Annotated in this window: 29 protein-coding genes; 13 read left to right on the top strand and 16 right to left on the bottom strand. The window is 51.4% G+C overall.

The window, feature by feature from the left end; translation table 11 throughout:
- Positions 1–45: 45 nt before the first annotated feature.
- From AC4BAN_RS10545 to pheS, 3 genes are all read right to left on the bottom strand, one after another.
- Positions 46–462, bottom strand: a complete 417-nt coding sequence (locus AC4BAN_RS10545) for a hypothetical protein (RefSeq protein WP_490564367.1) — start codon at positions 460–462, stop codon at positions 46–48.
- On the bottom strand, positions 455–1312 hold the full coding sequence (locus AC4BAN_RS10540) for a 3-hydroxyacyl-CoA dehydrogenase NAD-binding domain-containing protein (RefSeq protein WP_490564366.1): 858 nt from the start codon (positions 1310–1312) through the stop codon (positions 455–457). The genes AC4BAN_RS10545 and AC4BAN_RS10540 overlap by 8 nt, the downstream gene beginning before the upstream one ends.
- 93 nt (positions 1313–1405) lie before the next feature.
- Positions 1406–2431 carry a phenylalanine--tRNA ligase subunit alpha gene (pheS, locus tag AC4BAN_RS10535; RefSeq protein ID WP_490564439.1) on the bottom strand — a complete coding sequence of 342 codons (1026 nt, stop codon included), beginning with the start codon at positions 2429–2431 and terminating at the stop codon, positions 1406–1408.
- Between the two features lie 238 nt (positions 2432–2669).
- Here pheS and AC4BAN_RS10530 point away from each other — a divergent pair, with 238 nt between their 5' ends.
- From AC4BAN_RS10530 to AC4BAN_RS10495, 8 genes are all read left to right on the top strand, one after another.
- The gene (locus tag AC4BAN_RS10530) at positions 2670–3479 is read left to right on the top strand and encodes a LiaF transmembrane domain-containing protein (protein WP_490564365.1); all 810 of its coding nucleotides are present in this window, start codon (positions 2670–2672) and stop codon (positions 3477–3479) included.
- 17 nt (positions 3480–3496) lie between these two features.
- Positions 3497–4525 (top strand): sensor histidine kinase, encoded by a 1029-nt coding sequence (locus tag AC4BAN_RS10525; protein WP_490564364.1) that lies wholly within the window; start codon positions 3497–3499, stop codon positions 4523–4525.
- Positions 4518–5261, top strand: a complete 744-nt coding sequence (locus AC4BAN_RS10520; protein WP_490564363.1) for a LytR/AlgR family response regulator transcription factor — start codon at positions 4518–4520, stop codon at positions 5259–5261. Before AC4BAN_RS10525 ends, AC4BAN_RS10520 begins: the two co-directional genes overlap by 8 nt.
- A 239-nt stretch (positions 5262–5500) precedes the next feature.
- Positions 5501–6133, top strand: a complete 633-nt coding sequence (locus tag AC4BAN_RS10515; RefSeq protein WP_490564362.1) for a TetR/AcrR family transcriptional regulator — start codon at positions 5501–5503, stop codon at positions 6131–6133.
- Between the two features lie 31 nt (positions 6134–6164).
- Positions 6165–7529 (top strand): TolC family protein, encoded by a 1365-nt coding sequence (locus AC4BAN_RS10510; RefSeq protein WP_490564361.1) that lies wholly within the window; start codon positions 6165–6167, stop codon positions 7527–7529.
- A gap of 35 nt (positions 7530–7564) precedes the next feature.
- Positions 7565–8722: an efflux RND transporter periplasmic adaptor subunit gene (locus AC4BAN_RS10505; RefSeq protein ID WP_490564360.1), complete on the top strand. Its 1158-nt coding sequence runs from the start codon at positions 7565–7567 to the stop codon at positions 8720–8722.
- A 22-nt stretch (positions 8723–8744) separates the two neighbouring features.
- Positions 8745–12161, top strand: a complete 3417-nt coding sequence (locus tag AC4BAN_RS10500; protein WP_490564359.1) for an efflux RND transporter permease subunit — start codon at positions 8745–8747, stop codon at positions 12159–12161.
- A gap of 6 nt (positions 12162–12167) precedes the next feature.
- On the top strand, positions 12168–12419 hold the full coding sequence (locus AC4BAN_RS10495; RefSeq protein ID WP_490564358.1) for an acyl carrier protein: 252 nt from the start codon (positions 12168–12170) through the stop codon (positions 12417–12419).
- Between the two features lie 122 nt (positions 12420–12541).
- On the opposite strand, the gene AC4BAN_RS10490 is transcribed toward AC4BAN_RS10495, so the two are convergent.
- From AC4BAN_RS10490 to AC4BAN_RS10475, 4 genes are all read right to left on the bottom strand, one after another.
- Positions 12542–13282, bottom strand: a complete 741-nt coding sequence (locus tag AC4BAN_RS10490; protein ID WP_490564357.1) for a M48 family metallopeptidase — start codon at positions 13280–13282, stop codon at positions 12542–12544.
- Between the two features lie 251 nt (positions 13283–13533).
- Positions 13534–13731: a hypothetical protein gene (locus AC4BAN_RS10485; protein WP_490564356.1), complete on the bottom strand. Its 198-nt coding sequence runs from the start codon at positions 13729–13731 to the stop codon at positions 13534–13536.
- A 20-nt stretch (positions 13732–13751) separates the two neighbouring features.
- Positions 13752–14294 (bottom strand): YkvA family protein, encoded by a 543-nt coding sequence (locus tag AC4BAN_RS10480; RefSeq protein WP_490564355.1) that lies wholly within the window; start codon positions 14292–14294, stop codon positions 13752–13754.
- A 210-nt stretch (positions 14295–14504) separates the two neighbouring features.
- Positions 14505–15122 (bottom strand): C40 family peptidase, encoded by a 618-nt coding sequence (locus tag AC4BAN_RS10475; RefSeq protein WP_490564354.1) that lies wholly within the window; start codon positions 15120–15122, stop codon positions 14505–14507.
- 283 nt (positions 15123–15405) lie between these two features.
- Here AC4BAN_RS10475 and AC4BAN_RS10470 point away from each other — a divergent pair, with 283 nt between their 5' ends.
- The gene (locus AC4BAN_RS10470; protein ID WP_490564353.1) at positions 15406–15783 is read left to right on the top strand and encodes a hypothetical protein; all 378 of its coding nucleotides are present in this window, start codon (positions 15406–15408) and stop codon (positions 15781–15783) included.
- A gap of 91 nt (positions 15784–15874) precedes the next feature.
- On the top strand, positions 15875–16432 hold the full coding sequence (locus AC4BAN_RS10465; protein WP_490564352.1) for a type 1 glutamine amidotransferase domain-containing protein: 558 nt from the start codon (positions 15875–15877) through the stop codon (positions 16430–16432).
- 91 nt (positions 16433–16523) lie between these two features.
- Here AC4BAN_RS10465 and AC4BAN_RS10460 read toward each other — a convergent pair whose 3' ends face one another.
- The 3 genes from AC4BAN_RS10460 to AC4BAN_RS10450 form a co-directional block, all read right to left on the bottom strand.
- Positions 16524–17072 carry a DUF6992 family protein gene (locus AC4BAN_RS10460; RefSeq protein WP_490564351.1) on the bottom strand — a complete coding sequence of 183 codons (549 nt, stop codon included), beginning with the start codon at positions 17070–17072 and terminating at the stop codon, positions 16524–16526.
- A 102-nt stretch (positions 17073–17174) separates the two neighbouring features.
- Positions 17175–17918 (bottom strand): YceI family protein, encoded by a 744-nt coding sequence (locus AC4BAN_RS10455; protein WP_490564350.1) that lies wholly within the window; start codon positions 17916–17918, stop codon positions 17175–17177.
- 129 nt (positions 17919–18047) lie between these two features.
- Positions 18048–18656 carry a porin family protein gene (locus tag AC4BAN_RS10450; RefSeq protein ID WP_490564349.1) on the bottom strand — a complete coding sequence of 203 codons (609 nt, stop codon included), beginning with the start codon at positions 18654–18656 and terminating at the stop codon, positions 18048–18050.
- A gap of 529 nt (positions 18657–19185) precedes the next feature.
- Here AC4BAN_RS10450 and AC4BAN_RS10445 point away from each other — a divergent pair.
- Entirely contained in the window at positions 19186–20088 is a 903-nt protein-coding gene (locus AC4BAN_RS10445) for a histone deacetylase family protein (RefSeq protein WP_490564348.1), read from the top strand.
- A 33-nt stretch (positions 20089–20121) separates the two neighbouring features.
- Here the strand turns inward: AC4BAN_RS10445 and AC4BAN_RS10440 are convergent, their stop codons facing one another.
- The 5 genes from AC4BAN_RS10440 to AC4BAN_RS10420 form a co-directional block, all read right to left on the bottom strand.
- Positions 20122–20343: a hypothetical protein gene (locus AC4BAN_RS10440; RefSeq protein ID WP_490564347.1), complete on the bottom strand. Its 222-nt coding sequence runs from the start codon at positions 20341–20343 to the stop codon at positions 20122–20124.
- 91 nt (positions 20344–20434) lie between these two features.
- The gene (locus AC4BAN_RS10435) at positions 20435–20608 is read right to left on the bottom strand and encodes a hypothetical protein (protein WP_490564346.1); all 174 of its coding nucleotides are present in this window, start codon (positions 20606–20608) and stop codon (positions 20435–20437) included.
- A gap of 134 nt (positions 20609–20742) precedes the next feature.
- Positions 20743–21441 (bottom strand): methyltransferase domain-containing protein, encoded by a 699-nt coding sequence (locus AC4BAN_RS10430; protein ID WP_490564345.1) that lies wholly within the window; start codon positions 21439–21441, stop codon positions 20743–20745.
- A complete protein-coding gene (locus tag AC4BAN_RS10425; RefSeq protein WP_490564344.1) occupies positions 21422–22540 on the bottom strand; it encodes a type III polyketide synthase in 1119 nt (372 codons plus the stop codon). The genes AC4BAN_RS10430 and AC4BAN_RS10425 overlap by 20 nt, the downstream gene beginning before the upstream one ends.
- 173 nt (positions 22541–22713) lie before the next feature.
- Entirely contained in the window at positions 22714–23829 is a 1116-nt protein-coding gene (locus tag AC4BAN_RS10420) for an NAD(P)/FAD-dependent oxidoreductase (protein ID WP_490564343.1), read from the bottom strand.
- A 171-nt stretch (positions 23830–24000) separates the two neighbouring features.
- On the opposite strand from AC4BAN_RS10420, the gene AC4BAN_RS10415 reads away from it, so the two are divergent.
- Both AC4BAN_RS10415 and AC4BAN_RS10410 read left to right on the top strand, forming a co-directional pair.
- Entirely contained in the window at positions 24001–24375 is a 375-nt protein-coding gene (locus tag AC4BAN_RS10415) for a T9SS type A sorting domain-containing protein (protein ID WP_490564342.1), read from the top strand.
- 143 nt (positions 24376–24518) lie between these two features.
- Entirely contained in the window at positions 24519–25547 is a 1029-nt protein-coding gene (locus AC4BAN_RS10410; RefSeq protein ID WP_490564341.1) for an alkaline phosphatase D family protein, read from the top strand.
- A gap of 16 nt (positions 25548–25563) precedes the next feature.
- On the opposite strand, the gene AC4BAN_RS10405 is transcribed toward AC4BAN_RS10410, so the two are convergent.
- A complete protein-coding gene (locus tag AC4BAN_RS10405) occupies positions 25564–25914 on the bottom strand; it encodes a hypothetical protein (protein ID WP_490564340.1) in 351 nt (116 codons plus the stop codon).
- Between the last annotated feature and the right edge of the window lie 73 nt (positions 25915–25987).

Here is a 25987-nt window from a genome sequence, read left to right as displayed (position 1 = left end):
ATATTGCACAAAATTATAAGCTCCTGTAAATCAAACAGAAATTCTTCAGTTAGAAATATACAGTAAGGAGCCGGAAAGCGCTGTTTTGTATTGCTTCAGGCCATAAGCGGCTGGCCCCGACATTACCGCGCCCTGGAAGCTGAACTGCGATCCGCAGCATTTATCTATGATAAAAAGGTTCGACTGATCTACCTCTACCTGTGCGCAGGCCGCTGTGGGGTCGTAGGGGCAGGCGCGCTCAAAGGCATAGTACAGGCTGGCGCTCTGGCGTACTATTAGCAGCCCTTTATAGCCCCCGGGCAGGTAAACGTACCCTCCATCCCTTCGAAGCTCAGGGAATTGCAGGCTGCTCACGTTTATCTGTTCACTTACCGGCACATCGGGTATGGCTGGGCCGTTATAGCTGTTTTTGCAGGCGCTAAGCAGGAGTAAAACAGCCAGAAAGGGCCACAGTCTACTCATAAGAGTAAAAGCCCCTGCCTGTTTTGCGCCCGTGGTGCCCGGCATCCACTTTCTGCTGCTGTATCCGGCTTGGTCTGAATTTGGAATCATAATGGAAGGCCTCGAACATGGAGGTGGTTACCGCATAATTAGTATCAACACCTATCAGGTCCATGAGTTCAAAGGGGCCCATTTTAAAGCCGCTTGCATGCATTAACTGATCGATGGTTGCCACGTCTGCCACGCCCTCTTCCAGTAGCTTTAAACCCTCCACATAGAAATGGCGCGCTACACGGTTAACGATGAAACCGGGGGAATCTTTTGCCATCACCGCGGTTTTTCCTAGCTTTTCAGCCAGCAGCTTTACAGTTTCAGCAGTTTCCGGTGATGTGGCAGCTCCAGATATCACTTCTACCAGCTTCATGATGTGGGCAGGATTAAAGAAGTGCATGCCAACCACACGTTCCGGGTTAGGCACGGAAGCCGCAATCTGGGTAATAGGGATAGACGAAGTGTTGGAGGCAAGTATGGTGTCGGGCGTATTGATGTCGGCAAGCTCTCTAAAGACGCTTTTTTTAACTTCTAAACGCTCCACAATAGCTTCGATGATAACATCGCAACTCAACTGCAGGGTTTCTCCTGTAAAAGAAAGATTGTCCAAAGCAGTTTGTTTGTCGGCCTCTGTAAGCTTGCCACGCTCAATGCCCTTTGTCAGGTTTTGGGCGATGGTTTGCTTAGCTTTCTCCAGTACCTTGTCATTGATATCGAAAAGGATAGTTTTGTACCCCGCCTGGGCACAGATCTGGGCAATGCCCTGCCCCATGGTGCCGGCCCCTACCACGCCAATCGTCTTAATGTCCTCTAACTTCATAGCTTTAACGGTTCCTTATAAAAGAGAAGAGTGAATGCCTGGCTATACTTGTACGGCGAAACACTCACGCATCCTATTTCTCATTTATCCAAATTAAATAACCCCCTCAAACTGGCGCAGGAATCGCACATCGTTTTCAGTGAAAAGGCGCAGATCTTTTATCTGGTATTTTAGCATAGAGATACGTTCTATACCCATACCAAAGGCAAAGCCTGAGTATACTTCCGGATCGATGCCGCTGCTCTGTAGCACGGCGGGGTCTACCATGCCGGAGCCCCCGATCTCTACCCAACCACTACCCTTGCAAATGTTGCAGCCTTCGCCTTTGCAGATGAAGCAGGTAATGTCTATCTCGGCGCTGGGCTCGGTAAAAGGGAAGAACGAAGGCCGGAAACGGATCTCGGTGCCCTGGCCAAACATCTCCTTGGCAAAGTAGTAAAGCGTTTCTTTCAGGTCTTTAAAACTAACGCCTTTGTTCACGTACAGGCCCTCCACCTGGTGGAAAACCATGTGCGCCCGCGCCGAAATGGCCTCGTTGCGGTACACGCGGCCCGGCATAATGCTGCGCAGTGGTGGCTGGTTATTCTCCATCAGGCGCACCTGCACCGTAGAGGTATGGGTGCGCAGCAGTTTATCCCTGTCCTCGCTCAGGAAAAAGGTGTCCTGCATCTCGCGGGCCGGATGGTTCTCAGGGAAGTTAAGAGCAGAAAAATTGTGCCAGTCGTTCTCCATCTCCGGCCCTTCGGCCACGTTAAAGCCAATGCGCTCAAAAATACGCACGATCTCGCGGCGCACCAGGGATAAGGGGTGCCGGGTACCAAGCGTGTTCGGCACTGGGGGCAGGCTAAAGTCAAAACCGGAGTCCTCTGTTGCGGTTGAGGCGCTTTGCAGTTGCTCCTGGGCCAGGTCGAAGCGCTCCTGTGCGCGGGTCTTCAGGGTGTTCAGCTGCTGCCCCACCTCGCGGCGCTGCTCGGCTGCCACATCCTTCAGGTTATTAAACAGGTCGGCTATGCGGCCTTTCCGGCCAATAAAAGCAATACGAAACTCCTCCAGCTCAGCAGCAGTGGTAAGCTGGGTCGCTTCTATCGCTTGTGCTACACGTTGTATGTTCTCCACCATCATACACAAAGATAATAATTTGGCGGTTTTCATCCTCATTTCTACAGTAACAGTTCATCCGGGCAATAAGGGGCAGCGCGTACAGCCCCGCTATCACATAGCGTTAAAGCTATATAGTTTGTATGTTTACCGACGCAACCCCCGCCTTTACCGACTTCTTGGCGGGGGTTGCCTATTTACAATGGACCGGCGCAGCGTTTTGGAGTACATTTGAATCGAAACTTAAACATAACACACTATGGATAACAAGGATTTTAACCCAGGCAATAACTACCGTGACCGTTGGGACAACCCGCGCGGCGGCAACACCGGTAAAGTAATGGCAGGCTTGCTGCTGATCCTGATCGGGGTGGTGATACTGGCTGCCAAACTCCACTATTTCTTTTTGCCCTCCTGGCTTTTCTCCTGGCAGGTATTTTTAATCGTGCTGGGCCTGTTTATCGGTTTCCGTCATAACTTCCGGAAAAGCGCATGGCTGGTGTTGGTCATTATTGGCACGGTCTTCCTAGTCAACGACCTGGTCACCGGTTTTAACCTCAAGTTGTATTTTTGGCCGATCATGCTGATCGGCATCGGATTATGGGTGATCCTCAAGCCAAAAGGCCGCTACTCCAGGCACATAGCAAGGCCACAGGCACCTACCAATGCCAGCAGCGCCATACCAGACCAGGATGGAGGGCATAGCGTGTTTGGCAATGACGCCTCGACAGAGGATTATGTAGACGCCACCGCCATATTCGGGGGAGTTAAGAAAAATATCATCTCCAAGAATTTCAGGGGCGGCGAAGTGGTGAGTGTGTTCGGAGGCACAGAGCTCAACCTGAGCCAGGCCGATCTGCAGCAGCCCGCCGTGCTGGATGCAACGCAGATATTCGGGGGCACCACGCTGGTGATACCTGCCAATTGGGAAGTAAAATCCGAAGCCGTGGCTATATTGGGCGGCATGGATGACAAGCGCCCGATCTTGCCCGGCGGCTACGATCCGAATAAAGTGCTGATCATAAAAGGCACCTCACTTTTCGGCGGACTTCAGATCAAGAGCTACTAATTTATACTTGAAGGCGCATGTCTGCACAACGCATCATATTGGCTTATTTGGGCTGGGCGCTGCTCTGGGCCACTGTACAGACCCTGTTGCTGTGGTCGGGTGGGGTGCCTGTGCAACAAGCCGTGGTGGATGCGCTTTTCACCAACCTGCTGCTGGTTGTGGGCGGCTATGCCATGGGGATTGGGTTGCGGTACTATCAGCCTAACATAAAACAGGGCGCCTTTTTACTGGGCTGGAGCCTGGGCATGGCGGGCATTTGTGTGCTGATGTTGAACGGGGTGCTTACCTGGGTCTTTAAAGCAGAGGCCGGATACCTGACCTTTGTGGAGGCTACCTTGCCGGTGCGCATTGCGTTTGCCTGGCTCATGGTGCTCCTCATGGTGCTCCTGAACTGGCTGTGGTTCTATACCCGCAACCGGCAGCAGGACGAAGACCGAAAGAAAACAACGGAAAACCTGGTGCGGGAGGCAGAGCTTTATAACCTTCGGCAACAGCTGCAGCCGCACTTTCTGTTCAACAGCCTTAATTCAATCAGTGCGCTGGTAGGGGGCAGGCCGGAGCAAGCCAGAACGATGATCCACCAGTTATCCGATTTTCTGAGGGGTACGCTCCGCAACGATAACCAGCAGTTGGTTGCGCTGGAGGACGAGCTGCAGCACCTGGAGCTATACCTGGAAATTGAGAAAGTGCGCTTCGGGCACCGGCTGCAAACGGCCATACACGTGCAGGACGAGGCACTGAACATGCGCCTGCCCGCTTTGCTGTTGCAGCCTGTGGTGGAGAACGCTATAAAATTTGGCCTTTACGGCACCATGGGCGAAACCCGGATATGCTTGCACATAACGGCCAATGCGCAATTACTGCAGCTGCAGGTGCAGAACCCTTACGATCCGGACACAGTGGAGGCCAGCCGGGGCACCGGTTTCGGCCTGAGCTCCGTAAAGCGCCGGCTTTACCTGCTGTATGCGCGCCATGATCTGCTAAACACGCAGCAGCAGGACGGAATATTTACCGCAACCATCAAAATACCACAAAACTATGCATAAGTGCCTGATTATTGATGATGAGCCCCTGGCCAGGGGCATCGTGGCTGAATACCTGCAAAGCCACCCGGAAATGGAGGTAGTGCAGGAGTGCGGCGACGGTTTTGAAGGCGTAAAGGCCATCATGCAACACCAGCCCGACCTGGTTTTCCTGGACATCCAAATGCCGAAGATCAATGGGTTTGAGATGCTGGAACTGGTGGAGCATGCCCCTTCCGTTATCTTTACAACCGCCTTCGATGCGTATGCCATCAAGGCCTTCGAGGCAAATGCAGTGGATTACCTGCTTAAACCATTCAGCAAAGCCCGTTTCGACGCCGCTTTACAGAAGTGGCAGGAGCAGAGGAAAAACCTTGCGCCTGCGGGCCAACTGCAACAGCTAGAGGCCACGCCTGGGAAGCAACCGGAAGAGCAGTTGCGCATCGTGGTGAAAGTAGGCAACAATATCCGGATCATACCCATATCGGAGGTACTCTACCTGGAAGCCTGCGACGACTACGTGAAAGTAAAGACGCGCGAGGGCACCTTCCTCAAAAAGAAAACGATGGCTTACTACGAACGCACCCTGGACCCGGCCCAGTTCGTGCGCGTGCACCGCTCTTTTATACTGGCCTTATCCCAACTTACGCGCATAGAACCCCTGGAGAAAGACAGCCATGTGGCACTGCTTAAAAACGGCGAAAGAATACCCCTGAGCAAAAGTGGCTACACAAAATTAAGGGCTGTTTTGGGGTTATGATTTTCTGTGGAAAGCTGCCAAGGCACTGAATTCATTTCGTCGGGCAAACCAGGCCTTTTAGCGTTTGTTTTGAGGCGTTGGCCCCGAATCGGCTCTAATTGTGAGTAGATGTGTAAACAAGTGTGGGTTGCATATTGTTTATATACAGCTCTTGGAGCGTGTTTTTGAGGAAAGTATTTGCAAAAATAACTCACAGGAAACTTTGGCTACGCGAAACGTTTCCGTAGTTTTGCGCTGAAATGGAGACGGCAGAAAGTATAGATTTCAAAGACAGGATATCGCAGGCGGCTTTTGACCTCTTCTGCCAGAGAGGGATAAGAAGCGTCTCGATGGACGACATTGCACAGCAGCTGTCGATGTCAAAGAAAACGATTTACAAATGGTTTGATAACAAAGACCAGATCGTGTACCATTCCTGCAATCGGTTTCTGGCTACGCTGGAAACAGACTGCGAATGTTCGATGAAGGGCGCAAGGAACGCCATCGAAGAACTGTGGGGGTTGATGGAGATGACCAAGCAGTTGGCAGCCCGCATACACCCTTCCGTTTTTCATGATGTACAGAAGTACCACCCGGACAGCTGGCAGCTGTGGGTAGCGCACAAGTATGCTTTCATGCTGGACAAGATAAAGCTTAACCTGCTGCGCGGCGTGGCCGAGGGGCTTTACAGGGGCGACCTGGATGTGGAGATCATGGCTCGCATCCGGCTGGGCATGGTGGAGGTGGCTTACGATGACAAGCTGTTCCCCTCGCATGTGTTTAGCATCCAGCAGGTGCAGCTCGACATGCTGGAGCACTACATGCTGGGCATTGCCACCTTAAGGGGCCATAAAATGATAAACGAATACAAGCACCGCGTTGAAGAAGAATAGCATCCCACCTTCCCACTACCAGATTAAAATTATGAAAAATTACCTTAGTCTTTTAGCGTTCCTCCTGGCTACCATTACCTGTGGGGCGCAAGGCCAAAGCGCGCAGCAGTTTGGGTTGCAGCAAAGCATAGAGTATGCCCTGCAGAACCGCGCCAGCCTGAAGGCCGCCCGCAACGAAGAGAAAATTGCCAAAGCAAAAGTAGGCGAGATCAGAGCCGTGGGGCTGCCCCAGATTAATGGCACCCTGGATGTGGGCGATAATTTCGTGCAGCAGAAAACATTCCTGCCCGCCGAGTTCTTCAACGACCCGGATGATCCCAACTCCCCGCAACCCGGCACCTTCGTTCCGGTAACGTTTACCCCGGCCTATGCCGGTAACGCCACCTTAACGGGCAGCCAGCTGTTGTTCGATGGGAGCTACCTGATCGGGTTGAAGGCTGCCAAAACCTTTACGGAGCTTTCGCACAAAAATACCCTGCAAAGCGAGATCGAGGTGGCCGAGCAAGTGGCCAAGGCCTACTACGGCGTGCTGGTGAACCGCGAGCGCATGGAGCTGCTGAACCAAAACCTGACCCGGCTGGATACGCTGCTGTTCCAGACAAGGGTGATGTTTGACAATGGCGTGGCCGAGAAGCTGGATGTGGACCGTTTGCGCGTGTCGCTTAACAACCTGAAGGTTGAGAAGCAGAAAGCGGAACGGCTGATAGAACTGAGCGAGAGCCTGCTAAAGTTTCAGATGGGCCTGGAGCAAAGCCAGCAGGTGGTGCTTACAGACAACCTGGCCGAGGTGGAAGTAGACATGGCGCAGCTGGTGCCCCAGAACTTTAACTACAGCCGCCGCATTGAGTATTCGGTGCTGGAAACGCAGCGCGACCTGGCCGAGCTGGACCTGCGCAACAAGCGCGCCGGCTACCTGCCAAAGCTGCTGTTGAATGCGCGCTACGGGTACAACGCAGCCAACAATGCCTTTGGCGAGATTACCAAAACCGGAAATTGGCTGGAGTACGGCTATGTGGGCGGGCAACTGCAGCTGCCGATCTTCGATGGCCTGCGCAAGCACTACCAGATACAGCAGGCAAAGCTAACGCTCGAAAACACCAAGTATGGCTTTGAGACCCTGCGCCAAAGTATAGACCTGCAGCTGGAGCAATCGGCTACCGAGCTTTCGAACGCCCTTAGTGTGCTCGACTCGCAGAAAGAGAACATGGAGCTGGCGCAGGAAATAGCGCGGGTGTCCAAAATCAAGTTTCAGGAGGGTGTAGGCAGCAACCTGGAAGTGGTGACCGCTGAAACGGACCTGCGCCTGGCGCAAACCAATTACTACGCCGCCATTTACGATGCCCTGATCGCCAAAGTAAACCTGGAGAAGGCCACCGGAACCTTACTGCTTAAATAAAACTACTGAAAAACCACCTAATCGCTACTGCCAACATGAAAAGAATCACAACCCTATCCATTATTTCCCTTCTGTTCGGGCTGCTCTCGTGCGGCGGCAACAACAACGGGAAAGAGGCCAAGTTAAAAGACCTGAAAGAGCAGGAGGCAAGCCTGCAACAGCAGATCGAGGAGCTGGAAGCTGAACTGAAAGCTGCGGGCGGCACGGTGGCTACAGAAAAGAAAACGGTGCCGGTAAGCGTGGCCTCTTTAAGCCAGGATACCTTCCGCCACTACCTGGAAGTGCAGGGCAAAGTGGATTTTGACCAGAATGTGCTGGTGAGCGCCAAAGTGCCCGGCGTACTGACCAGCGTGCGGGTATCGCGCGGCGACCGTGTGTCGAAAGGGCAGACCCTGGCTACCATTGATGCCCAGGTGCTGGAACAAAACATAGCGGAGATCAGAACCCGCATGGAACTGGCGAACATCGCCTACCAGAAACAAAAGAACCTCTGGGATCAGAAAATTGGCACCGAAATGCAGTACCTGACGGCTAAAAACAACAAAGAGGCTTTGGAAAGAAGCCTGGCAACCTTGCAGCAGCAACGCGATCAGTTCAATGTAAAGTCGCCGATCAGTGGCGTGGTGGACGATGTGATGCCAAACGCTGGCGAGGCAGTGGCACCTGGCATGGGCATTATTCGCGTGGTGAACACACAGGGCGGCAAAATAGTGGCCGAAGTGTCAGAAGCCTACCAGGCCATGATCAAACAGGGAGACGCTGCCATGGTATACTTCCCGGACCTGAAAAAAGAAGTGGAAACCACCGTGGGCGTGGTTGGCAATTATATCAACCCTACCAGCCGCACTTTTACCGTAGAGCTGCGCCTGAAGAACGACAAGGAAATAAGCCTGCGGCCTAACATGATCGCCGTGGTGCGCATCCAGGACTATAAAAACGAAGAGACGATTGTCGTGCCGATAAACCTGGTGCAAAACGACGAGAAATCGGCCTACGTGTATGTGGCCCGGAAGCAAGGCGACCACTATGTGGCTGTCCGGAAGGAAGTGAAGACTGGCATGAGCTACGATGGCAAAGTAGAGGTGCTGAGCGGTTTGTCGGCCAACGACCAGGTGATTACCGCCGGCTATCAAAATCTAAACGAGGGGCAGCCTGTTGTGTTTACTGAGGGCAACAGCCTGACCAGGAAGTAAGAGGCCTTTTAAAGTATAAACTATGAAACAGTTTAAGCCAACCAGTTGGTCTATCGATAATAAAACCAGTATTTATATCGTAACCGTCATCATCACGCTGGCAGGTATCTTCTCTTATATCAACCTGCAGAAAGAGAACTTTCCGGATATTGTGATCCCTACGGTTTTTGTAGGCACCATTTACCCGGGCACCTCTCCCTCCGATATGGAGAACCTGGTAACGCGGCCCATCGAAAAGGAAATAAAGGCCATTAACGGGGTAAAGAAGGTAACCTCCAACTCGGTGCAGGACTTCTCGATGATCACCGTAGAGTTTAACACCGACGTAGAGGTGGCCGTGGCCAAGCAGCTGGTAAAAGATGCCGTGGACAAAGCGCGCACCGACCTGCCCACCGACCTGGACCAGGAGCCGAATGTGCAGGAGGTCAACTTCTCCGAGATTCCGATCATGTTTGTGAACGTATCGGGGAATTACAGCCTGGACAAGCTGAAAGACTACGCCGAGGAACTGCAGGACAGGATGGAAGCCTTCCCGGAAATTACCCGCGTGGATATGGTGGGAGCCTTGGACAAGGAGGTGCAGGTAAACGTGGGCCTTTACAAAATGCAGGCCGCCCAGGTCACCTTCAACGACATAGCCTCGGCCATTGCGCGCGAGAACGTCACCGTATCAGGGGGCAATATAACGGTAGGCGAGGCCAAGCGCTCGGTGCGGGTGGTAGGCCAGTACGTGGACCCGAACAAGATCGGGGATATTGTGATCAAGTCCCTGCCGGGTGCCAACATTCAGCTAAAAGAGATTGCCGAGGTAAAAGAAGGGTTTGAGGAGCAGGAAAGCTACGCGCGCCTGGGCAACCAGCCCGTTATCACCCTCAACGTGATCAAGCGCAGCGGCGAGAACCTGATCGAGGCATCGGACAACATGCGCGAAACCATCGAGGAGATGCAGGGCTCCGTGCTGCCCAACGATCTGAAGATCTCCATTTCCAACGACCAGTCGAAGCGCACGCGCCATACCCTCAACGACCTGATCAACACCATCATCATCGGCTTTGTGCTGGTAACGCTGGTGCTGATGTTCTTCATGGGCACCACCAATGCCATTTTCGTGGGCCTATCGGTGCCGATCTCCATGTTTGTGGCGTTTTTCACCTTCTACTTCTTTGGCATATCCCTGAACATGATTGTGCTGTTCGCCTTTTTGCTGGCACTGGGCATTGTCGTGGACGACGCCATTGTGGTGATCGAGAACACGCACCGTATTTTCCATAACACCAGCTTAAGCATAACCAAATCTGCCAAGTCAGCCGCAGGCGAGGTGTTTATACCTGTGTTGGCCGGTACGCTTACCACCATTGCCCCTTTCTTTCCGCTGCTTTTCTGGCCGGGTATTGTGGGTAAGTTCATGCAGTACCTGCCCATCACGCTTATTGTAACGCTGGTGTCGTCGTTGCTGGTGGCCTTTGTGATCAACCCGGTGTTTGCGGTGTCGTTTATGAAGCGCGATGGGGAGAGCAAACCAACCACGAGCAGCGGCAAAAGATTCTGGATACTGGTGGCCTTAGGGTTTGTGGCAGTCCTTGTCGGCTATGTGACCGCCTGGTACGGCACTGCCAACCTGATTTTGCTGGTGCTGGTACTGGCCCTTCTGAACAAGTTTGTGTTTACCGGCCTGATCTATAAATTTCAGCACACGGCGCTGCCTCGTTTTATGGCAGGGTACGAAAACCTGCTGCGCTGGATGCTGGTGGGCAAAAGACCCGTGTTCGTGTTCTTCAGCGTGATTGGCCTGCTGATCTTTTCCTTTGTCCTGACCGCCATCCGGCCTCCCAAAGTGGTGTTCTTCCCATCCGGCGACCCGAATTATGTGTACGCCTACATCAACATGCCCATCGGAACGGATCAGGCCGTAACCGACTCTGTTACCAAGATAGTGGAAAGGCGCGTGTACGACGTGATTGGAGACAATAACCCAAGTATAGAATCGGTGATCTCGAACGTGGCCATAGGAGCCGGCGACCAGAACGACCGCAGTACAACCCCGCAGTCGCATAAAGGCAAGGTAACCGTTTCGTTTGCAGAGTTCAAAGACCGCGAAGGCGACATGACATCTGCTAACTACCTGACAAAAATTAGAGAGGCGGTGCAGGGAATACCCGGCGCCGAGGTGACGGTAGAGCAGGAGCAATCGGGCCCTCCGGTGGGTAAGCCAATCGCCGTGGAGATTGCCGGCGAGGACTTTGAGGGACTGATCACGCTATCAAAACAGGTGGAGCGTTACATTGATGAGCAGAATATTGCCGGTATTGAGGAGCTGCGCTCCGACCTGGAAGACACCAAGCCTGAGATAGTGGTGAACATTGACCGGGAGCGTGCCAACCGCGAGGGCATCAGCACCGGGCAGATAGGGCAGGAGATCCGGACGGCCATCTTTGGGAGGGAAGCCTCAAAGTTTAAGCTCGACGAGGAAGAGTACCCGATACAGGTGCGCTACGCCAAACCTTACCGCGATAACATCGACGCGCTGCTCGACATGCGCATTACGTACCGCGACATGAACTCAGGTCAGGTGCGCCAGATCCCGCTCTCGTCGGTGGCAAGTATCGATTACTCCACCACCTATGGCGGCATTAAACGCAAAGACCTGAAGCGTATGGTTACACTGGAGTCTAACGTGCTGGACGGCTATAACCCCAATGAGGTGGTGCAGCAGATAGAGCAGTCGCTGCAGAACTTTCAGACACCCGAAGGTTATGAGGTGCGCATGGGCGGCGAGCAGGAGGAGCAGCAGGAAACCATGCAGTTCCTGCTGTTTGCGCTGGTGGCGGCATTCCTGATCATCTTCCTGATCCTGGTTACACAGTTTAACTCTGTGTCCAAACCGTTCATCATTCTCTCGGAAGTACTGTTCTCGATTATCGGGGTGTTACTGGGCTTCTCGATCTTTGGCATGGATGCCTCCATTGTGATGACGGGCGTTGGTATTGTGGCGCTATCGGGTATTGTGGTGAAAAACGGTATCCTGATTGTGGAGTTTACCGATAAGCTGCTGGAAGAGGGCCTGACGCTGAAAGAGGCAATTGTGGAGGCTGGTAAAACACGTCTGAACCCGGTGCTGCTCACAGCCACGGCCACCATACTGGGGCTTATCCCGCTGGCTATTGGCTTAAATATCAACTTCTACACCTTGTTCACCGCGTTTGAGGCAGGTTTCTTCCTGGGCGGTGACAGTGTGGCGTTCTGGGGGCCCCTGGCCTGGACGATTATCTTTGGCCTGGGGTTTGCCACCCTGATCACCTTGCTGGTGGTGCCGGTCATGTACCTGCTGAATGAGAAGCTGAAAGATAAAATAGTAGGAAAGCAGAAACGTGAGGAGCGGCAGCTGGAAAAGCGAGTGCCTCAGGTTAATGAGAAATTTAGAGAAGAATACACCTTTTAAATGACTATGGTTGCTACACATACCGCTATTGAGAAAGAGGTTATCCAGATCATTAGCAAGACAAAAGAGATAAAAGCAGAGCGTTTACAGGCAAACAGGCTGTTGCACGACTTCGGGTTTGATACAGTGGATGTGGTGGATATTATCCTGGAGCTGGAGAAAAGCTTCCAGATCACCATTCCGGATGAGGTGCCCATTGATACGGTAGGCGACTTTGTGGACTTTGTGGCCACGCATACCTTGCGTAAAGCCAGCTAAAGCCAGGAAACAGTTAAAAGCAAAGACCCCGGTAGTAATTCCGGGGTTTTTTTATGGCTGCTACCTGCTGGCAAGTAAGGGCCTGTAAGTATGGATAGTAGAGTTTTGCTATAGTGTTTCGTTTAGAAGATGGAGATACGGTACGCTTTTAACTTCTTGTCCAGCCCCTTGGCGTTGCCGCACACACTGTCGAGGAGGGCCCAGAAATGGGGGCCGTGGTTTTTCTCTACCGTATGCGCCAGCTCATGCAGGATCACGTAATCGCAAAGCGCCTCCGGTAACCGCATCAGGTGTAGGTTCAGGTTGATGTTGTTGGTGTGGGAGCAGCTGCCCCAACGGCTTTTAGCGTTCTTAATGAATACGTTCTGGTACTCGAACCCGAACTTCTCGGCAAAGTATGCGACACGCTGCGGCAGGTATTGTTTGGCCTCCTTGCGGTACGCATCCTCGATAGACTGCCGAATGAACTTCTGTATAGCAGGGTCGCACACATCTTTGTGGGCCGGGTAAAAAACACTGATATAGCCGTTCTGTATAACGCAGCGCATGGTATACTGGGCATGTGTAAGCAGGCGCAGGGAGTGGTATCGGGTTTTGAATTCTGAGGAGCCGTCGTAAACGGTTAGCTGCTGCTCCTGTTGCTGCATGCGGGTCTGGTGCTCCTTTATCCAGTCTGACTTGGTATAAATAAGCTGTTCTGCTTTTTCGAAGCTGATATGGGGTGGCACTGCCACACGTATCCCTTTCAAAGGCCTGACGCTGATGCTAAGGCGCTTTGCTTTATCACTCCTTTCAATAAGAACTTTCCCGATACCGTCAATATGGACATTGACGGATGTAAGTCGTAAAAATGATGAAGACACTTTACTTTGGCTAAAAGTTAAAATACAAAATCCTCTGGCCAAATATAAAGAATAATTTCCTTACAAAACTATAGAGAACCTCGCTTTTATGGGATTTTGTATAAATTTTAGTATTAATATTGTACTATATTTTAATATTATGAGGTATTCGTGCTACAGCCTGTAAGGGCCCTGAAAGCAGAAATAGTGCAAAAAAAGAGCCGGTCAGATAACTGGCCGGCTCTTTTCGGTTAACAATTTACAGCTGATTTTTATTTGCTGTCTCCTTCTTTATTCTTTTCCCCGCCCTCTGCGGGGTTTGGGTCATTGCGGTTCTTGTCGCTTACGTTGCGGTATTGCTCGCCGGTATGCTTATCAGGAATTCTGCCTGTTTTCAGGTCTCCCTTTGCGTCCTCTGCTGTTTTTTCCCAGTCTTTTTTGTCGGTGTTCTGTCCTTTGTTGGTTTCCATAGTTTTCTTGTTTATTGGTTTTATACTTGGTTATTTGTTTCTATCTGCACCGTGCCCTCTGTCTGGTTGCTATACTTTGGCGTACCAAACGAGGTATCGGCGTTGTGCACATTCTCGGTATGCGCCGGATGCTGCTCTGTTGGTGCGTGTTGCATTTCCCATTCCTTAAACTTGTCCAGCTCAGACTTGATGCTGGTCATGAACCAGGCAAGTAAGGTGGCATCATCCAGCAAGCCGATCACCGGGATCATATCCGGAATCAGGTCGATAGGCGACAGGAAGTAGAGGATAACGGCAATGCCGCCTACAATCGTTGGGGTCGGGATGCCCTTGTAATCGCCATGGGTGGCCGATTTGATCAAGCGCGACAAAAGCTGCAGGTTTTCCCATACTTCGCCGGCCAGTGCACCCACTCCCTTGCTGGCTGTTGCTTTCTTAAAAGCGTCGTTCAATAGCCTGGCAATTTTAGAAGGGTGTTTCAGGTACGTTTCAGCTTTTTCAAGTATCTTCTTAAAGAGCCGGCTTTGTGCAATGTTTTTTCCGTCAGGTTGTTGGTTCTCCATAATTGTGTACGTGCTTATACTTCTTGTGTTTGATATTGTGCTTTTGATAACCCCGCAACCAAGATCAGGTTATTGCAGGAACAGCTGCAATGTGCGGAAATTAATACTAACCTACCTATACTTGCTGTTAGTAAAATTGTTTGGGTTTAACGAAAACAAAAAAGGCCCTGCAGGTTAAATGCAGGGCCTTCTGATAAAGTAGCTAGCGGATTAGTTTACACGGCCCCCGGCATAAAAGTAATTGCGGTAATACGGCTCGTTAAGAGAGCTCACCATAACCCCCCCGTTGGTGGCGGAGTGTATAAACTTATTGTTCTTCAGATAAATGCCCACATGGAAAACCGGCTGCTTGGGCCCGCGGCGGAAAAAAACGAGATCTCCGGTCTTCATTTCCCCTTTTTGAATATGGCGTACGTGCTGAAACATAGAACGGGAGCTGCGGCTCAGCTTCACCCCATACACCTCCCGGAAAATGCTGGAAACAAAGCCCGAACAGTCGGTGCCTTTCTTAGAACTGCGGCCATAGCTGTAGGGTGTTCCAAGCCAGCGGGCAACCGATTGGGCTAACTGCCAGTTCTCGGGCTTAGTGAAACGCATGTTCAGCTTTCTGGAATAATATTCCTCCTCTTTGGCTTCTGGTGCTGCTATGGGCTCGTACAGTTCCAGGCTACGAACCATATCCTCGCCGGAGTTAATGGCGTATGGCGTAATAGCGAATGCAGTGGCTGGGGGAGTTGTTTTTGCCTTTTTTGCCGGCGCCACCTCGTAGAAGTAAGACAGCGTAAGCGAAAAAATCGCGAGGACAGTGAGAATAATGGTTTTTGTCATAAGGTTTAGCTTGTTGCCGGCCTGTAAAGGCATTAACAGTTTCACCTGTGCTGCAAAGCAGCTATAAAATTGCACTGAAATTGCCCCTGTCTGGCTTAAACAACTCTTAGCCAGCAAGAAGGCCAACAAAAATAATGACAAAATTCCAAACGCCCAAACACTTGTTTTGTGCTGTTTTTCTGGCAGCGTGACCCATCTGTCCCTTTTTACCAGGCAAATAGCACATCCGGGTGCAGCAAAAGGCAGTTTAAGGAATGAGGAATACACGCTAAAAAGCGCAGCAATGAACTATAAAATTGTAGAAGATTCCTGGTTTGCCAGGGTGGCACGGATGGTTTTAAAGAGTAAGAACGTTGCCATGGTCTTAGGGGAAACAATCCATTTAAGCGGGGTTGAACGAAGCGCCTTTCTGAACGATGAGGGGTGGGTGGCACATGAGCTGTGCCACATCAGGCAGTTTCAGGAGCACGGCTTCCTGCGGTTTTTGTGGCTTTACCTGCACGAGACGATGCGGGTGGGCTACTACAACAACAAGTATGAAGTGGAAGCCCGCCTGGAAGGCATGAAGCACCGGCGGCACATGCACCCTGCCAAGCGGGCCGGCGCCACCCTAGACCCAACCGGCCTGCCCTTGCCCGGCGACACAAAAGAGAAATCCTGAGCCATTGGCCATGCAGAGCCGTTAACAATTTAGCCGCTGAACCGTTGTTGTTATAGAAATCAACTGTAAACCACACTAAAACAAACTTAACATGCCGAATAAATTAGAGGGTAAGAAAATTGCCATATTAGTAGAAGAAGGATTTGAACAGGTAGAACTCACCAAGCCTTTGCAGGCCTTAAAAGAAGAAGGCGCGGAGGCACACATTATCTCGCCTAATAAAAACGCGGAGATAAAAGCCTGGAACCACACCGATTGGGGAGATAAATTTAAAGTGGATAAAAAATTAAGCGAGGCAAGCGCCGATGACTACAACGGTTTGCTGTTGCCCGGAGGCGTAATGAACCCGGATAAGCTCCGAACCAACCAGGAGGCCGTCAGTTTTGTGAATAAGTTTATGGAATCGGGTAAGCCAGTGGCTGCCATCTGCCACGCCCCCTGGACCCTGATTGAAACGGGCAAGGTAAAGGGCAGGAAAATGACCAGCTACCATACCCTGAAAACCGATCTTAAAAACGCAGGCGCCGATTGGGTAGACCAGGAGGTAGTGGTGGATAATGGCCTGGTGACCAGCCGTAATCCGGATGATATTCCGGCTTTCAACAAAAAGATGATAGAAGAGTTTGCCGAAGGCAGGCACAACCGATAAATAAGCGGAACCATACTTATAAAAGCCGCGCCGCCCTTTAAAGGCAGTGCGGCTTTTATTTGTGCGGCCTTTAGTGGTTTGCTGCAGTTTATCAGCCAGCCGGTATAAGTTTGAAAAGCTTATCGGCATGATACTCCAGCAAAATTGTAAGTACCAGGTCTAGCATGAACAGGAAAACCCCCTGCAGGATAATGGCCTGACCCCATCCAAGCAGGCGCTCTGGCCGCAGGTTGTTCCTGGCACGGGCCTTCAGGTAAGCTCCTAAAAAGGTATAGCCAATATCAAGGCCCACATTCAGGTATAAAATGGTTTTGTACCAGCTGTGCAGCCGTACACTTTCCGTTAGAGTGCGCGTCAGGGCGTTATCCGAAAATATGAAATGTAGGGAAGCGCCAGCGATAAGCAGGTTTACCACATTCCAGTAAAGGTTCATCTGGAAGAAATACCTGCTCGACCTGGTAGAGTTGCTGAGTCTGAAGCTGCCTAGCAGGATATTCAGTATCGCCCAGCCTCCCAGTACCAGCATCCCTGCCCGAAGTATACTTTCCTGACTTACGTTAAAAGCCTGCAGCGGGGCACTCTGGGCCATGGCCGTGCAGCTCAACAGCAAGAAAGCAGACAGGCAGAAAATTTTTCTCATATACATGGTTATTGTTGCCAGCACGTTTGCCCTGGTGGGCCTTAACTAACAGAACCGGCCCGGCAAAGAATAACGGAAAAAGCCTGGGTGGTATGGGCGGCTTTATTGTTGAGCGGGTGTGGGCCGAGCCACGATGTCCAGGCCAATATTCACTTCCGGGTAAATGGTTTGGTCGCCTAGCGAGTTATCGGAACGGTACACCAATCCCCATTTTGTGCGATCGATGTTAAAGTTGGCCTTTGCCCTCAGCACGTGCTCTTCCAGGGTGACTTTTGCCGGGAATGAGATGCTTTTGGTCACGTTTTTTAAGGTAAGGTTGCCGGTAACGCGGTGTGTAGGGTTTTTGACGCGCAGCTTATTATCAGCGGTACTTTTTGAAGCGGGTGTAGGCGTGGCTTCGGTGCTGTCGTAAGGGGCTACCCCTGTTAGCTCGAAAACAGCTGTTGGGTACAGCTCGGCATCAAAGAAATCAACGGATTTCAGGTGCTTGGTAAGCTTATCGTTGCTGGCCTGGTCTATTGTTTTATCGTCAGAGCGCATGGTGGCCATGTCGATCACGATGTTGCCGTCAGACAGCAGGCCATTGCTCATATGCAATTCGCCATCACGGATCTTAAAATAGCCGTTGTGCCGGCCCGTCATTTTCGCCCCAATCCAGGTCACCTGGCTTTTGGTAGTGTCTATCAGGTATGTTTCGGAAGGCGTTGCTTTGTTTTGCTTGTTAATCGCTTCCCCTACCTCTGCCTTATCCGTTTTTACAGTAGTATCGCAGGCACTTAGTGCCACAAGGCAGGCGAGAAGGGTGCTAAAAAGAAAGTACAGTGTATGTGTGTTTTGTTTGCGCATGAGATGATCGTTAAATGAAAGTCGCCTTGCAATGCAACAGCTGAAGCATGTTCGTCCTGTATGGTTCTCATCGTGGTGTTGCAGGCACCTGCTGGTAGCTTTTAGGTGTAAAGTGTTAGGCTTGTAACGTTAAAAGGCAACGGCTAAGTATACTTGTACCACTCTGGGGTGGATAGCCAGCTCTGCACTGCTGCCGGTTTTACCGGTTTTTACCAGGTTCTCAAAGCTCAGGTTGTAGCGGGCGCCTGCAATAAACCTGTTTATCCTGCCCTCAAATCCAGCCGCTGCGCCATAGTCAAACGTGTTATAATCCTTTAACGTAACCTCTTTGCCCTCCTGTGTCGCCGACACCATCACGCTTACCTGTGGCCCCACGTGCAGGCTAAGGTTCTCTGTGATGTTAACCACCGCCAGCAAGGGTACCTCCAGGTAATCGAACCTGAAAACGGAGTCAGCGTGCTCGTACCCTTTCCGGGAATAAAGCAACTCAGGCCGAACAGCGAAATGCTTGCTCCAGCCAATTTGAGCAAAAACCCCGGCATGATAACTTTTGAGGTTATCAAAGCTACCCAAAAAATCCTTATCGTTTCCATAGATGTCAGCGAAATTCACTCCTCCTTTCACGCCGAACCACGAGTTATACAGGCTCTCAGGCGGCACCGCTGTAGAGTCTGCATCCTGTGCCTGCGCAGCAACCGAGCAAAGTATAAACAAGCAACCAAAGATGTATTTTTTCATTTCATGAGGTTTAAGTAACAGCCATTTCCGCCCTACGTTTCCTGGCAGCGTCTGCCTGTGAGGTATATACTGCAAAGGCGGAATATAAAGTTGCTTTCGCTACTTTTTTTAAGATTTACTTCGATGAAATTACAGGGCCGGGAAATATACTACAGCCCTTGGTCAGCGATTTTAAAGGCGTGTGCAAGCTTAACAGGGCCCGACAATTTTATTAGCAACGTTTGCTAATAAAATTTGATTATTTAATACGGAAATATGAAATTTTGAATAAAATATACTTTTGGTAACATATATTTAACAGAAGGTAGTGGATAACTATGGGTAATGAACATAGTTATCCACATTTATCCACAACCCATAAATTAAACGGTTAGTTGATTTGGCCTATTTCTTTTAGTTATCCACCAGGTTAAAAACAGCTGCTAAAATATTTAGTTTTTGCACTGTTTCCGGTGCAGCACCCATGTGTTTGTATATCAAAAATAGATTGTGTAAACCTGACCTCAGGGTTTGTTGTTAGCTTTGTGATATGCTTAAAATTGCCTGGTCCGAGATATTCGCCCACAGCCTGCCCCAGGGCCACCGTTTCCCGATGGCTAAGTATGATTTGCTGCCGGAGCAGTTGCTCTATGAGGGCACTATTACAGCGGGTAACCTGTTTGCGCCAGCACCGCTGCAGGAGGAGTTTATTCTGGATACCCATCAGGCTGGCTACTGGCACCGGCTCCAGCACCTGCAGCTTACAACTTCTGAGATCAGGAAAACGGGCTTCCCACTTTCTGCGGAACTGGTGAACCGGGAGGTGGTAATCATGAATGGCACTCTACAGGCCGCTTTGTTTGCCTTGCAGTATGGTGTGGGCATGAACATTGCCGGCGGCACGCACCATGCTTTTACCGACAGAGGGGAGGGCTTTTGCCTGCTCAACGACATCGCTATTGCCGCCAACTACCTGCTCAGGTATAAAGGCATAAAAAAAGTATTGGTCGTGGATTTGGATGTGCACCAGGGCAATGGTACGGCACAAATATTTAAAGAAGAGTCCCGGGTGTTTACCTTCAGCATGCACGGAGGGCACAACTACCCTTTCCATAAAGAGCAGTCGGATCTGGATATTCCGCTTGCCGGGGGCACCGATGATAGCACCTACCTGAAACTGCTGAGAGCGGCTTTGCCGCGCCTGGTTGAGGAGCAACAGCCGGAATTTGTTTTCTTTCAGTCGGGGGTGGATGTGCTGGCCACCGATAAACTGGGCAAGTTGGGCATGAGCATCGCAGGCTGCAGAGAGCGTGACAGAACCGTGATGGAGCTATGCCATAAAAACAAGCTGCCTGTTGCCGTAAGTATGGGTGGGGGCTACTCCGAACAGATTGCCCACATAGTAGAGGCCCATGCCAACACGTTCAGGTTGGCCCAGCACATTTGGTTTTAGAGTAGCGTAGCTGAGTTTAGTGCCCGCAAGAATTTACTCCTTCGTTTTAAGTTTGTCGTCCTCGCTTTTACGCCCTGGAATCATGCTGCGGAGCGCGATGTAAATAATCGGGGCCAGGGCCAGCACCAGTATGATGTAAATCACGATTTTGAGCGCCTTCACAAAAAAGGCGATTACCACGGCAGAGATCGCAACCGACAGGATAAAGATAAGCCAGAATCTGATGTTGTCTTTTGTCATAATGTATACAGGCAAGGGGCAATGCTTTAAGATCAACCGTTATCAATGCTATACCCGAAAAACTGCATTATGGTTGAGCATCGGCAGCGTTGGGGTTGCGCAAAGCCTAGCGGTGTAGTTTGCGGGCCACAAACTTAGCGGCGAAGTATAAAGCCGGCTGAAGGAGCGCCAGCAGGATCAGGATGGAAACAGGTGAAAGAGACACTTTTGTCCAGAGCAGGTAAAGCACAGGAGTTGCCACTACTACTGACAGCAGGTAAGGGTAATTAATTTTAGCCATGATTAAGGGCAGTGTTCATAGCTCAAGATAGATTTTTTCCGATAAAGTAAAATGGCACCAGTTACTTTTTTTTAGCAGCTGCCTGTGCCTAACTTGCTATCCTGTGCTTGAGGATAACGAAGGAGCTGCCTGTTTCAAGGCTTCTGCAACACCAACTGCCACCTGAAGGCCCACATCCATTTCAACGTATACTTTTTGATTCCTGCCTGCCGTACCAGCTGCTCCAGCTCGTGGCGTTTGAAGGCGCGCCAAACCGAAAGCGGGGCGTCGTTCTTTACCAACCGCGAGTTCGAGAAAGCCGCCGTAATATACTTGATGGAATAATACGCCAGCCAGTGCCGGTGCAGGTCGTTGATGATGACGGCTGTGCTCACCTGCCTGTAAAACAACTGGAATAGCTGCGTTAGCTGCACGTCGGTGAAATGATGACAGAACAGGCTGCACACCACTACATCGTACTGCTGCGTGGCAAAAACCCTCGAAAATACGTCGTGCCGGGTAATGCTGATCTCCGGAAAATCCTGGCAGCGCTTTCGGGCGTACTGCACCATAAAATCGTTGGCATCGATGCCTTCCAGCGTCACGTTGATCTTTTTGCGCCGGGCCCACAGGGCAATACTTCGCAGCGTGTCGCCGCCGCCGCAGCCAATGTCGGCTATGCGTAAGGTATGGTTTTGGGGCACATCTAACTTTTCCAGCGCATCCAACACTACTTTATACCCCCCGAGCCAATGGTTGATCACCTCCAGCTCTTGCAGGTTCTGGCGCAGCTCTTCCCCTGACAGGGTCAGGTCGTCCATCAATTCGAGCTCGTTAGACCGTAGCTTCAGCATAATGCACTTTTAACAGCATCGATTCCAGGGTAAGGCCGGGGCCGAAGGCAAAACTCAGCACCGGCTCGTTTTGCTCCTGCAGGGTAAGGGTATCCATCAGTTCCTTTAAAACAAACAGCACCGTGGCCGACGACATGTTTCCGAACTCGCGCAGCACCTGGTAGGCGAAGCGGTTGTCGTCGCGGGTCATGCCCAGTTCCTGCTCTATCACCTCCAGTATGCGCCTGCCGCCGGGGTGTATGGCAAACAGGTTAATTTCAGAGATCTTGGTTTTAAGCCCCTGCAGCAACCTGTCGGTAAGCTCTTTTATCCCTTTTTTGATCAGGTCGGGCACATAGGAGGAGAGTGTCATCTCAAAGCCGGTGTCGCCGATGTGCCAGGCCATGTCGCGCTTGCCGGCGGGCGCCAGGTCGCAGTGGAACGACTGTAATTCCAGGCTCACATCCGGGCAAGGCTGCCCCTGCATGAGCACCGCTGCGGCCCCATCCCCAAACAAAGCGTTTGATACCAGGTGGTCCTGCTCGGCGTGTTTCTGGAAATGGATGGTGCAGATCTCGGTGCATACCAGCATCACCTTGGCCTCCGGAGTAGCCTTGCAAATGGCGTCGGCCAGTTTAATGGCGTTAAAGGCGGCGTAACAACCCATAAAGTTCACGGCAGTGCGCTGCACCGAAGTAGAGAGCTGCAGGCGCTCCACCAGTTCAATGTCCAGGCCGGGGGCGTACATGCCCGTGCAGCTAACCGTGATCAGGTGCGTGAGCTCGGGCAGGGCAACAGCAGAGCTTTCCAGGCAGTTGCGCACTGCATTTTCTGACAGCTCAACGGCATGTTTTCGGTAAAGCTCCATGCGCTGTTGCACTGTGGGGAAAGGCTCCAGCGTAGGGGTGTTTGGGAAAAAAGTGAAGTCGCCGTTTTCCAGGGTATAATCCTCCAGCACGCTGTAGCGCTGTCCGATGCCCGACAGCCTGTAAAGTGCTTTCAGCTTGCGGGTGTGTGGCGCATCAAACTGCAAAGCCTTGGCCATAAAATCGGCTATCTGCATCTGAGGGATCTTGAAGGGTGGGTTTGCAGTGCCTATGGCGCAAATGTAGCTTTTCATGTGGTAAGGTGCGTTTCTTGTTCCTTGTAGTACGTGCCCAGTATCGGGTTTGAGAAGAACAGCCAGCAGGCAGGAAGGTTCTGAAGCTGCCATGCTATACGTACAGGCAATGGGTATGGCTACGTACGCATGCTGGGGCATAATGGATATAGCCTGCACAAGCAGCACCAAGCTTAAAAGGGCTGTCCGTGGGTTTGCTGCATGATCAGGCGCACGGCAGGCGGCAGGAACCGGAGCGTGCCTACTGCCACTTCAGAGAGCAGCGGGTGCCCGAACAGTTGCTGCACCGTGCGGCCGGTTTGCAGGCGCCTGGCAAACTTCCTATACCAGGCCTGGCGGTAACCCTGTTCCATCTCGCTGCGGCTGTAACCCTCCTTAAAAAAACGGATAACCTGATCGGTTGCCAACTTGCCTGCATGCATGGCCATGGCCATACCGTTGCCGCACAGCGGCGTGATCATGCCTGCAGCGTCGCCGCACATCAGCATGTGGTTCTCGACACACGTTTTGGTGGCAAAGGATATTTCGTTGATCACCTCGGGCTGTTCGTACAGAAACTCGGCTTCCTGAAAGATGTGGCGCAGGTGCGGGTTTTGGTACAATAGCGCCTGTTCCATTTTAGGAATGGTGCCATGCTGCCGTAAATTCTGGCGTGTAGTCAGGTAACAGAAACAAGACTGCTCGTTCTCGATGGCGGAGATGCCGGCGTAGCCATCTGTGAAGTTATGAAGGGCGATCTGGCCATTGGGTTGAAAAGGATACTTGAGGTGGTATTTAACGCCAATGTAAGGTGATCGGGATTTGAAAAAGCGGCGTTCCAGCTGGCGGTCCAGGGTGCTGCGCTTGCCATAGGCGCCCAACACGACGCGGGCCTGGAGCTGTTCTCCTCCGCTCAGGTGCACTGTAAAGGCATCATCGGCAAAGTCAACTTGCTGCACGGTGCTTTGCAGCTTAAACTTTACGCCCTGCTTTTGCCCCAGTTGGTACAGGTGATGATCTAAAGTAAAGCGGCTGATCCCGAAGCCGCCCATGTCCAGGCGTGCTTCCAGGGTTTTGCCTTTGGGCGAGGAAAGCAGAAAATGCGTGATGCGGGCAGGCTTCAGCGAGCCGACATCCACGCCCAGCCAGCGGAGGTAAGGCAGCACCTCATTGGATATATACTCCCCACACACCCTGTGAAAGGGGTAGGTTTTTTTCTCAATTACCGTAACCGACAAACCCGCCCGCGCCAGGCCAAGGGCGCTGGTGAGCCCTGCCAGGCCACCTCCTGCGATTATTATGTCCTCCAACTAAATATAAGTTTTATGTATATACTTTAAGTACAAATTAAATTCTGAAAAGTTAGTGAATACCACTGTTTTATTGTGTAAAATACAAGAACAAATTAAATTTTCAGTCGTTCATAATAAGTGGAACGACTTTTGTAATTTTGAACCAGGACTTTACGCGATTTACGATATATGAAAAAATTTATACTTACCCTTTTAGCTTGTACTTCGGTGCTCTTAACGCAGGCACAGGCTAGAACCCCTGTGGTAGGCCAGTCTGTGGTAGCAGAGAAGGTACAGGTGCAGGAACAAGACGACAAGGAGCTGGCTATTTACCCGAATCCGAGCAATGGCGTATTCACCATCTCTATTGCTAACCTGTCAGCTAAAAAAGCGGAACTGCGCATTATAAACGTTATCGGTAACGAGATTTACCACGAAACGTTGACCCGGGTGGAAGGGCAGTTTTCTAAAACAATAGACCTGAGCGGAAAAGCGAAGGGGCTTTACTACATTAAACTCGAAACGGACAATTTCAGCTCTGTGCGCAGAGTAGTAATTAAGTAGTATTTCAACATCTCAACGCAAAAAGGCGGCAACTTTATAATAAGGTTGCCGCCTTTTTGCGTTGAAAAGCTATTGGCCAACTTGCTTATGGGTAAAGGCAGTTTCTGTATATTTGGTAAAAGAAAAGACCTTTTAAAAACGACATGCACACCAAACAACTTCTAAAACTACTTGTTGGGCCGCTGCTTTTATTGGCCGCCTGCCGGCAGCCCAACACTGCGTCGTCCGCTGTTACGGCAGAGCCGATCAAAACACTGGCGTTCGGCTCCTGCAACCGCCAGGACCTGCCGCAGGTGCTTTGGTCGGCAATTAACCACAACCAACCGGATGTCTGGGTCTGGCTGGGCGATAACATTTACGGCGACTCCGATACCATGGCAGTGCTGCAGCGCAAGTATAACATGGTGCTGCAGGAGCCCGGCTATCAGCAACTCCAGGCCAACACAAAGATAATCGGTGTTTGGGATGATCATGACTACGGGAAAAACGACGCCGGTAAAGAGTATGCCAAGAAGCAGGAGAGCGAGCAACTTTTCTGGGACTTTATAGGCGAGCCGGCCACCAGCCCGCGTCGGGAGCAGGAGGGGGTGTACAGCGCGCATACCTACGGCCCGGCGGGGAAGCAGGTAAAGGTTATCCTACTGGACAGCCGCTATCACCGCGACTCCCTGGCGCGCATTAATGGGGTGTACCAGGTAAACAAGACCGGCGATATACTGGGAGAGGCGCAATGGGCCTGGCTGGAGGAGGAACTCCGGAATAGCAAGGCATCTATTAACTTGATCGGCAACGGCATTCAGGTGCTTCCACAGGAGCAGGCGTATGAGAAGTGGGATAACTTTCCGGCATCGCGCGAACGCCTGCTACGCCTGATTGCCGCCTCGGGCGCAAAGGGCGTGATACTGCTAAGCGGGGACCGGCACATTGCCGAGATCTCCAAAGTCAACCTGCCGGGCATGCCCTACCCGCTCTACGAGATTACAAGCAGCGGCCTGACGCACGTGTACAGCGGCGATAAGGTGGAGCCTAACCGCTTTAGGGTAGGCAAATTGGTAAAAGAACTGAACTTTGGAATACTGCAGTTTGACTGGACAAAAAAACCGGTGCAGGTGAGAATGGTGGTGAAGGGGCAGGCTGATAAAACACTGCTGCAGGAAACCGTATTTTACTAGTGCAGGCGCTTAACTGTTAATTTTCCGGGAGTATAGTTTTAGGGATATACCCTGTCATCGAAATCGAGTCTTGCCTGATTCTGGCACGAACAAAAATACTGTGCAGGGTGTCCAGCACCTGTATCTGCTGCGAGGTGTCGAAGTTTGTGATAGCTTGGCTTTCAAAGGCCGGGTTAGTGTAAAGTTGCCCATTTATCAGGGGCTTGGTAACCAGCAGCACGTCGGCGGGAAGAGGGGCGTCTACACCTGTCTCGCTGGCCACAGTAGCCTGGGAGGTGTCCTTTTCGATTGCTTCGCGACCGCGCTGCCTGCAAGCTGGGGCTGCAAGCAGCACGCCAATCAGTAACACGTTCAATAGTCTGTTCATAGCGTAGAGTAAACATATAGTTTTACGTATATGCTGATAGGTGTATAAAAGGTTTCAGAAACAGGAATCAGTA

Source organism: Pontibacter sp. GD13 (assembly GCF_058216355.1).
Note: the sequence above shows the minus strand (reverse complement) of the source record. Positions and strands in the feature narration are given on the sequence as shown.

Coding starts and splice junctions, on each gene's coding strand:
- pheS (WP_490564439.1), bottom strand. CDS start 2,431: ATGGTGGAGAACATACAACGTGTAGCACAAGCGATAGAAGCGACCCAG.
- AC4BAN_RS10520 (WP_490564363.1), top strand. CDS start 4,518: ATGCATAAGTGCCTGATTATTGATGATGAGCCCCTGGCCAGGGGCATC.
- AC4BAN_RS10435 (WP_490564346.1), bottom strand. CDS start 20,608: ATGGCTAAAATTAATTACCCTTACCTGCTGTCAGTAGTAGTGGCAACT.
- AC4BAN_RS10475 (WP_490564354.1), bottom strand. CDS start 15,122: ATGACAAAAACCATTATTCTCACTGTCCTCGCGATTTTTTCGCTTACG.
- AC4BAN_RS10505 (WP_490564360.1), top strand. CDS start 7,565: ATGAAAAGAATCACAACCCTATCCATTATTTCCCTTCTGTTCGGGCTG.
- AC4BAN_RS10460 (WP_490564351.1), bottom strand. CDS start 17,072: ATGAGAAAAATTTTCTGCCTGTCTGCTTTCTTGCTGTTGAGCTGCACG.
- AC4BAN_RS10480 (WP_490564355.1), bottom strand. CDS start 14,294: ATGGAGAACCAACAACCTGACGGAAAAAACATTGCACAAAGCCGGCTC.
- AC4BAN_RS10470 (WP_490564353.1), top strand. CDS start 15,406: ATGAACTATAAAATTGTAGAAGATTCCTGGTTTGCCAGGGTGGCACGG.
- AC4BAN_RS10425 (WP_490564344.1), bottom strand. CDS start 22,540: ATGAAAAGCTACATTTGCGCCATAGGCACTGCAAACCCACCCTTCAAG.
- AC4BAN_RS10405 (WP_490564340.1), bottom strand. CDS start 25,914: ATGAACAGACTATTGAACGTGTTACTGATTGGCGTGCTGCTTGCAGCC.
- AC4BAN_RS10510 (WP_490564361.1), top strand. CDS start 6,165: ATGAAAAATTACCTTAGTCTTTTAGCGTTCCTCCTGGCTACCATTACC.
- AC4BAN_RS10525 (WP_490564364.1), top strand. CDS start 3,497: ATGTCTGCACAACGCATCATATTGGCTTATTTGGGCTGGGCGCTGCTC.
- AC4BAN_RS10540 (WP_490564366.1), bottom strand. CDS start 1,312: ATGAAGTTAGAGGACATTAAGACGATTGGCGTGGTAGGGGCCGGCACC.
- AC4BAN_RS10465 (WP_490564352.1), top strand. CDS start 15,875: ATGCCGAATAAATTAGAGGGTAAGAAAATTGCCATATTAGTAGAAGAA.
- AC4BAN_RS10500 (WP_490564359.1), top strand. CDS start 8,745: ATGAAACAGTTTAAGCCAACCAGTTGGTCTATCGATAATAAAACCAGT.
- AC4BAN_RS10495 (WP_490564358.1), top strand. CDS start 12,168: ATGGTTGCTACACATACCGCTATTGAGAAAGAGGTTATCCAGATCATT.
- AC4BAN_RS10530 (WP_490564365.1), top strand. CDS start 2,670: ATGGATAACAAGGATTTTAACCCAGGCAATAACTACCGTGACCGTTGG.
- AC4BAN_RS10415 (WP_490564342.1), top strand. CDS start 24,001: ATGAAAAAATTTATACTTACCCTTTTAGCTTGTACTTCGGTGCTCTTA.
- AC4BAN_RS10410 (WP_490564341.1), top strand. CDS start 24,519: ATGCACACCAAACAACTTCTAAAACTACTTGTTGGGCCGCTGCTTTTA.
- AC4BAN_RS10450 (WP_490564349.1), bottom strand. CDS start 18,656: ATGAAAAAATACATCTTTGGTTGCTTGTTTATACTTTGCTCGGTTGCT.
- AC4BAN_RS10430 (WP_490564345.1), bottom strand. CDS start 21,441: ATGCTGAAGCTACGGTCTAACGAGCTCGAATTGATGGACGACCTGACC.
- AC4BAN_RS10445 (WP_490564348.1), top strand. CDS start 19,186: ATGCTTAAAATTGCCTGGTCCGAGATATTCGCCCACAGCCTGCCCCAG.
- AC4BAN_RS10455 (WP_490564350.1), bottom strand. CDS start 17,918: ATGCGCAAACAAAACACACATACACTGTACTTTCTTTTTAGCACCCTT.
- AC4BAN_RS10485 (WP_490564356.1), bottom strand. CDS start 13,731: ATGGAAACCAACAAAGGACAGAACACCGACAAAAAAGACTGGGAAAAA.
- AC4BAN_RS10545 (WP_490564367.1), bottom strand. CDS start 462: ATGAGTAGACTGTGGCCCTTTCTGGCTGTTTTACTCCTGCTTAGCGCC.
- AC4BAN_RS10515 (WP_490564362.1), top strand. CDS start 5,501: ATGGAGACGGCAGAAAGTATAGATTTCAAAGACAGGATATCGCAGGCG.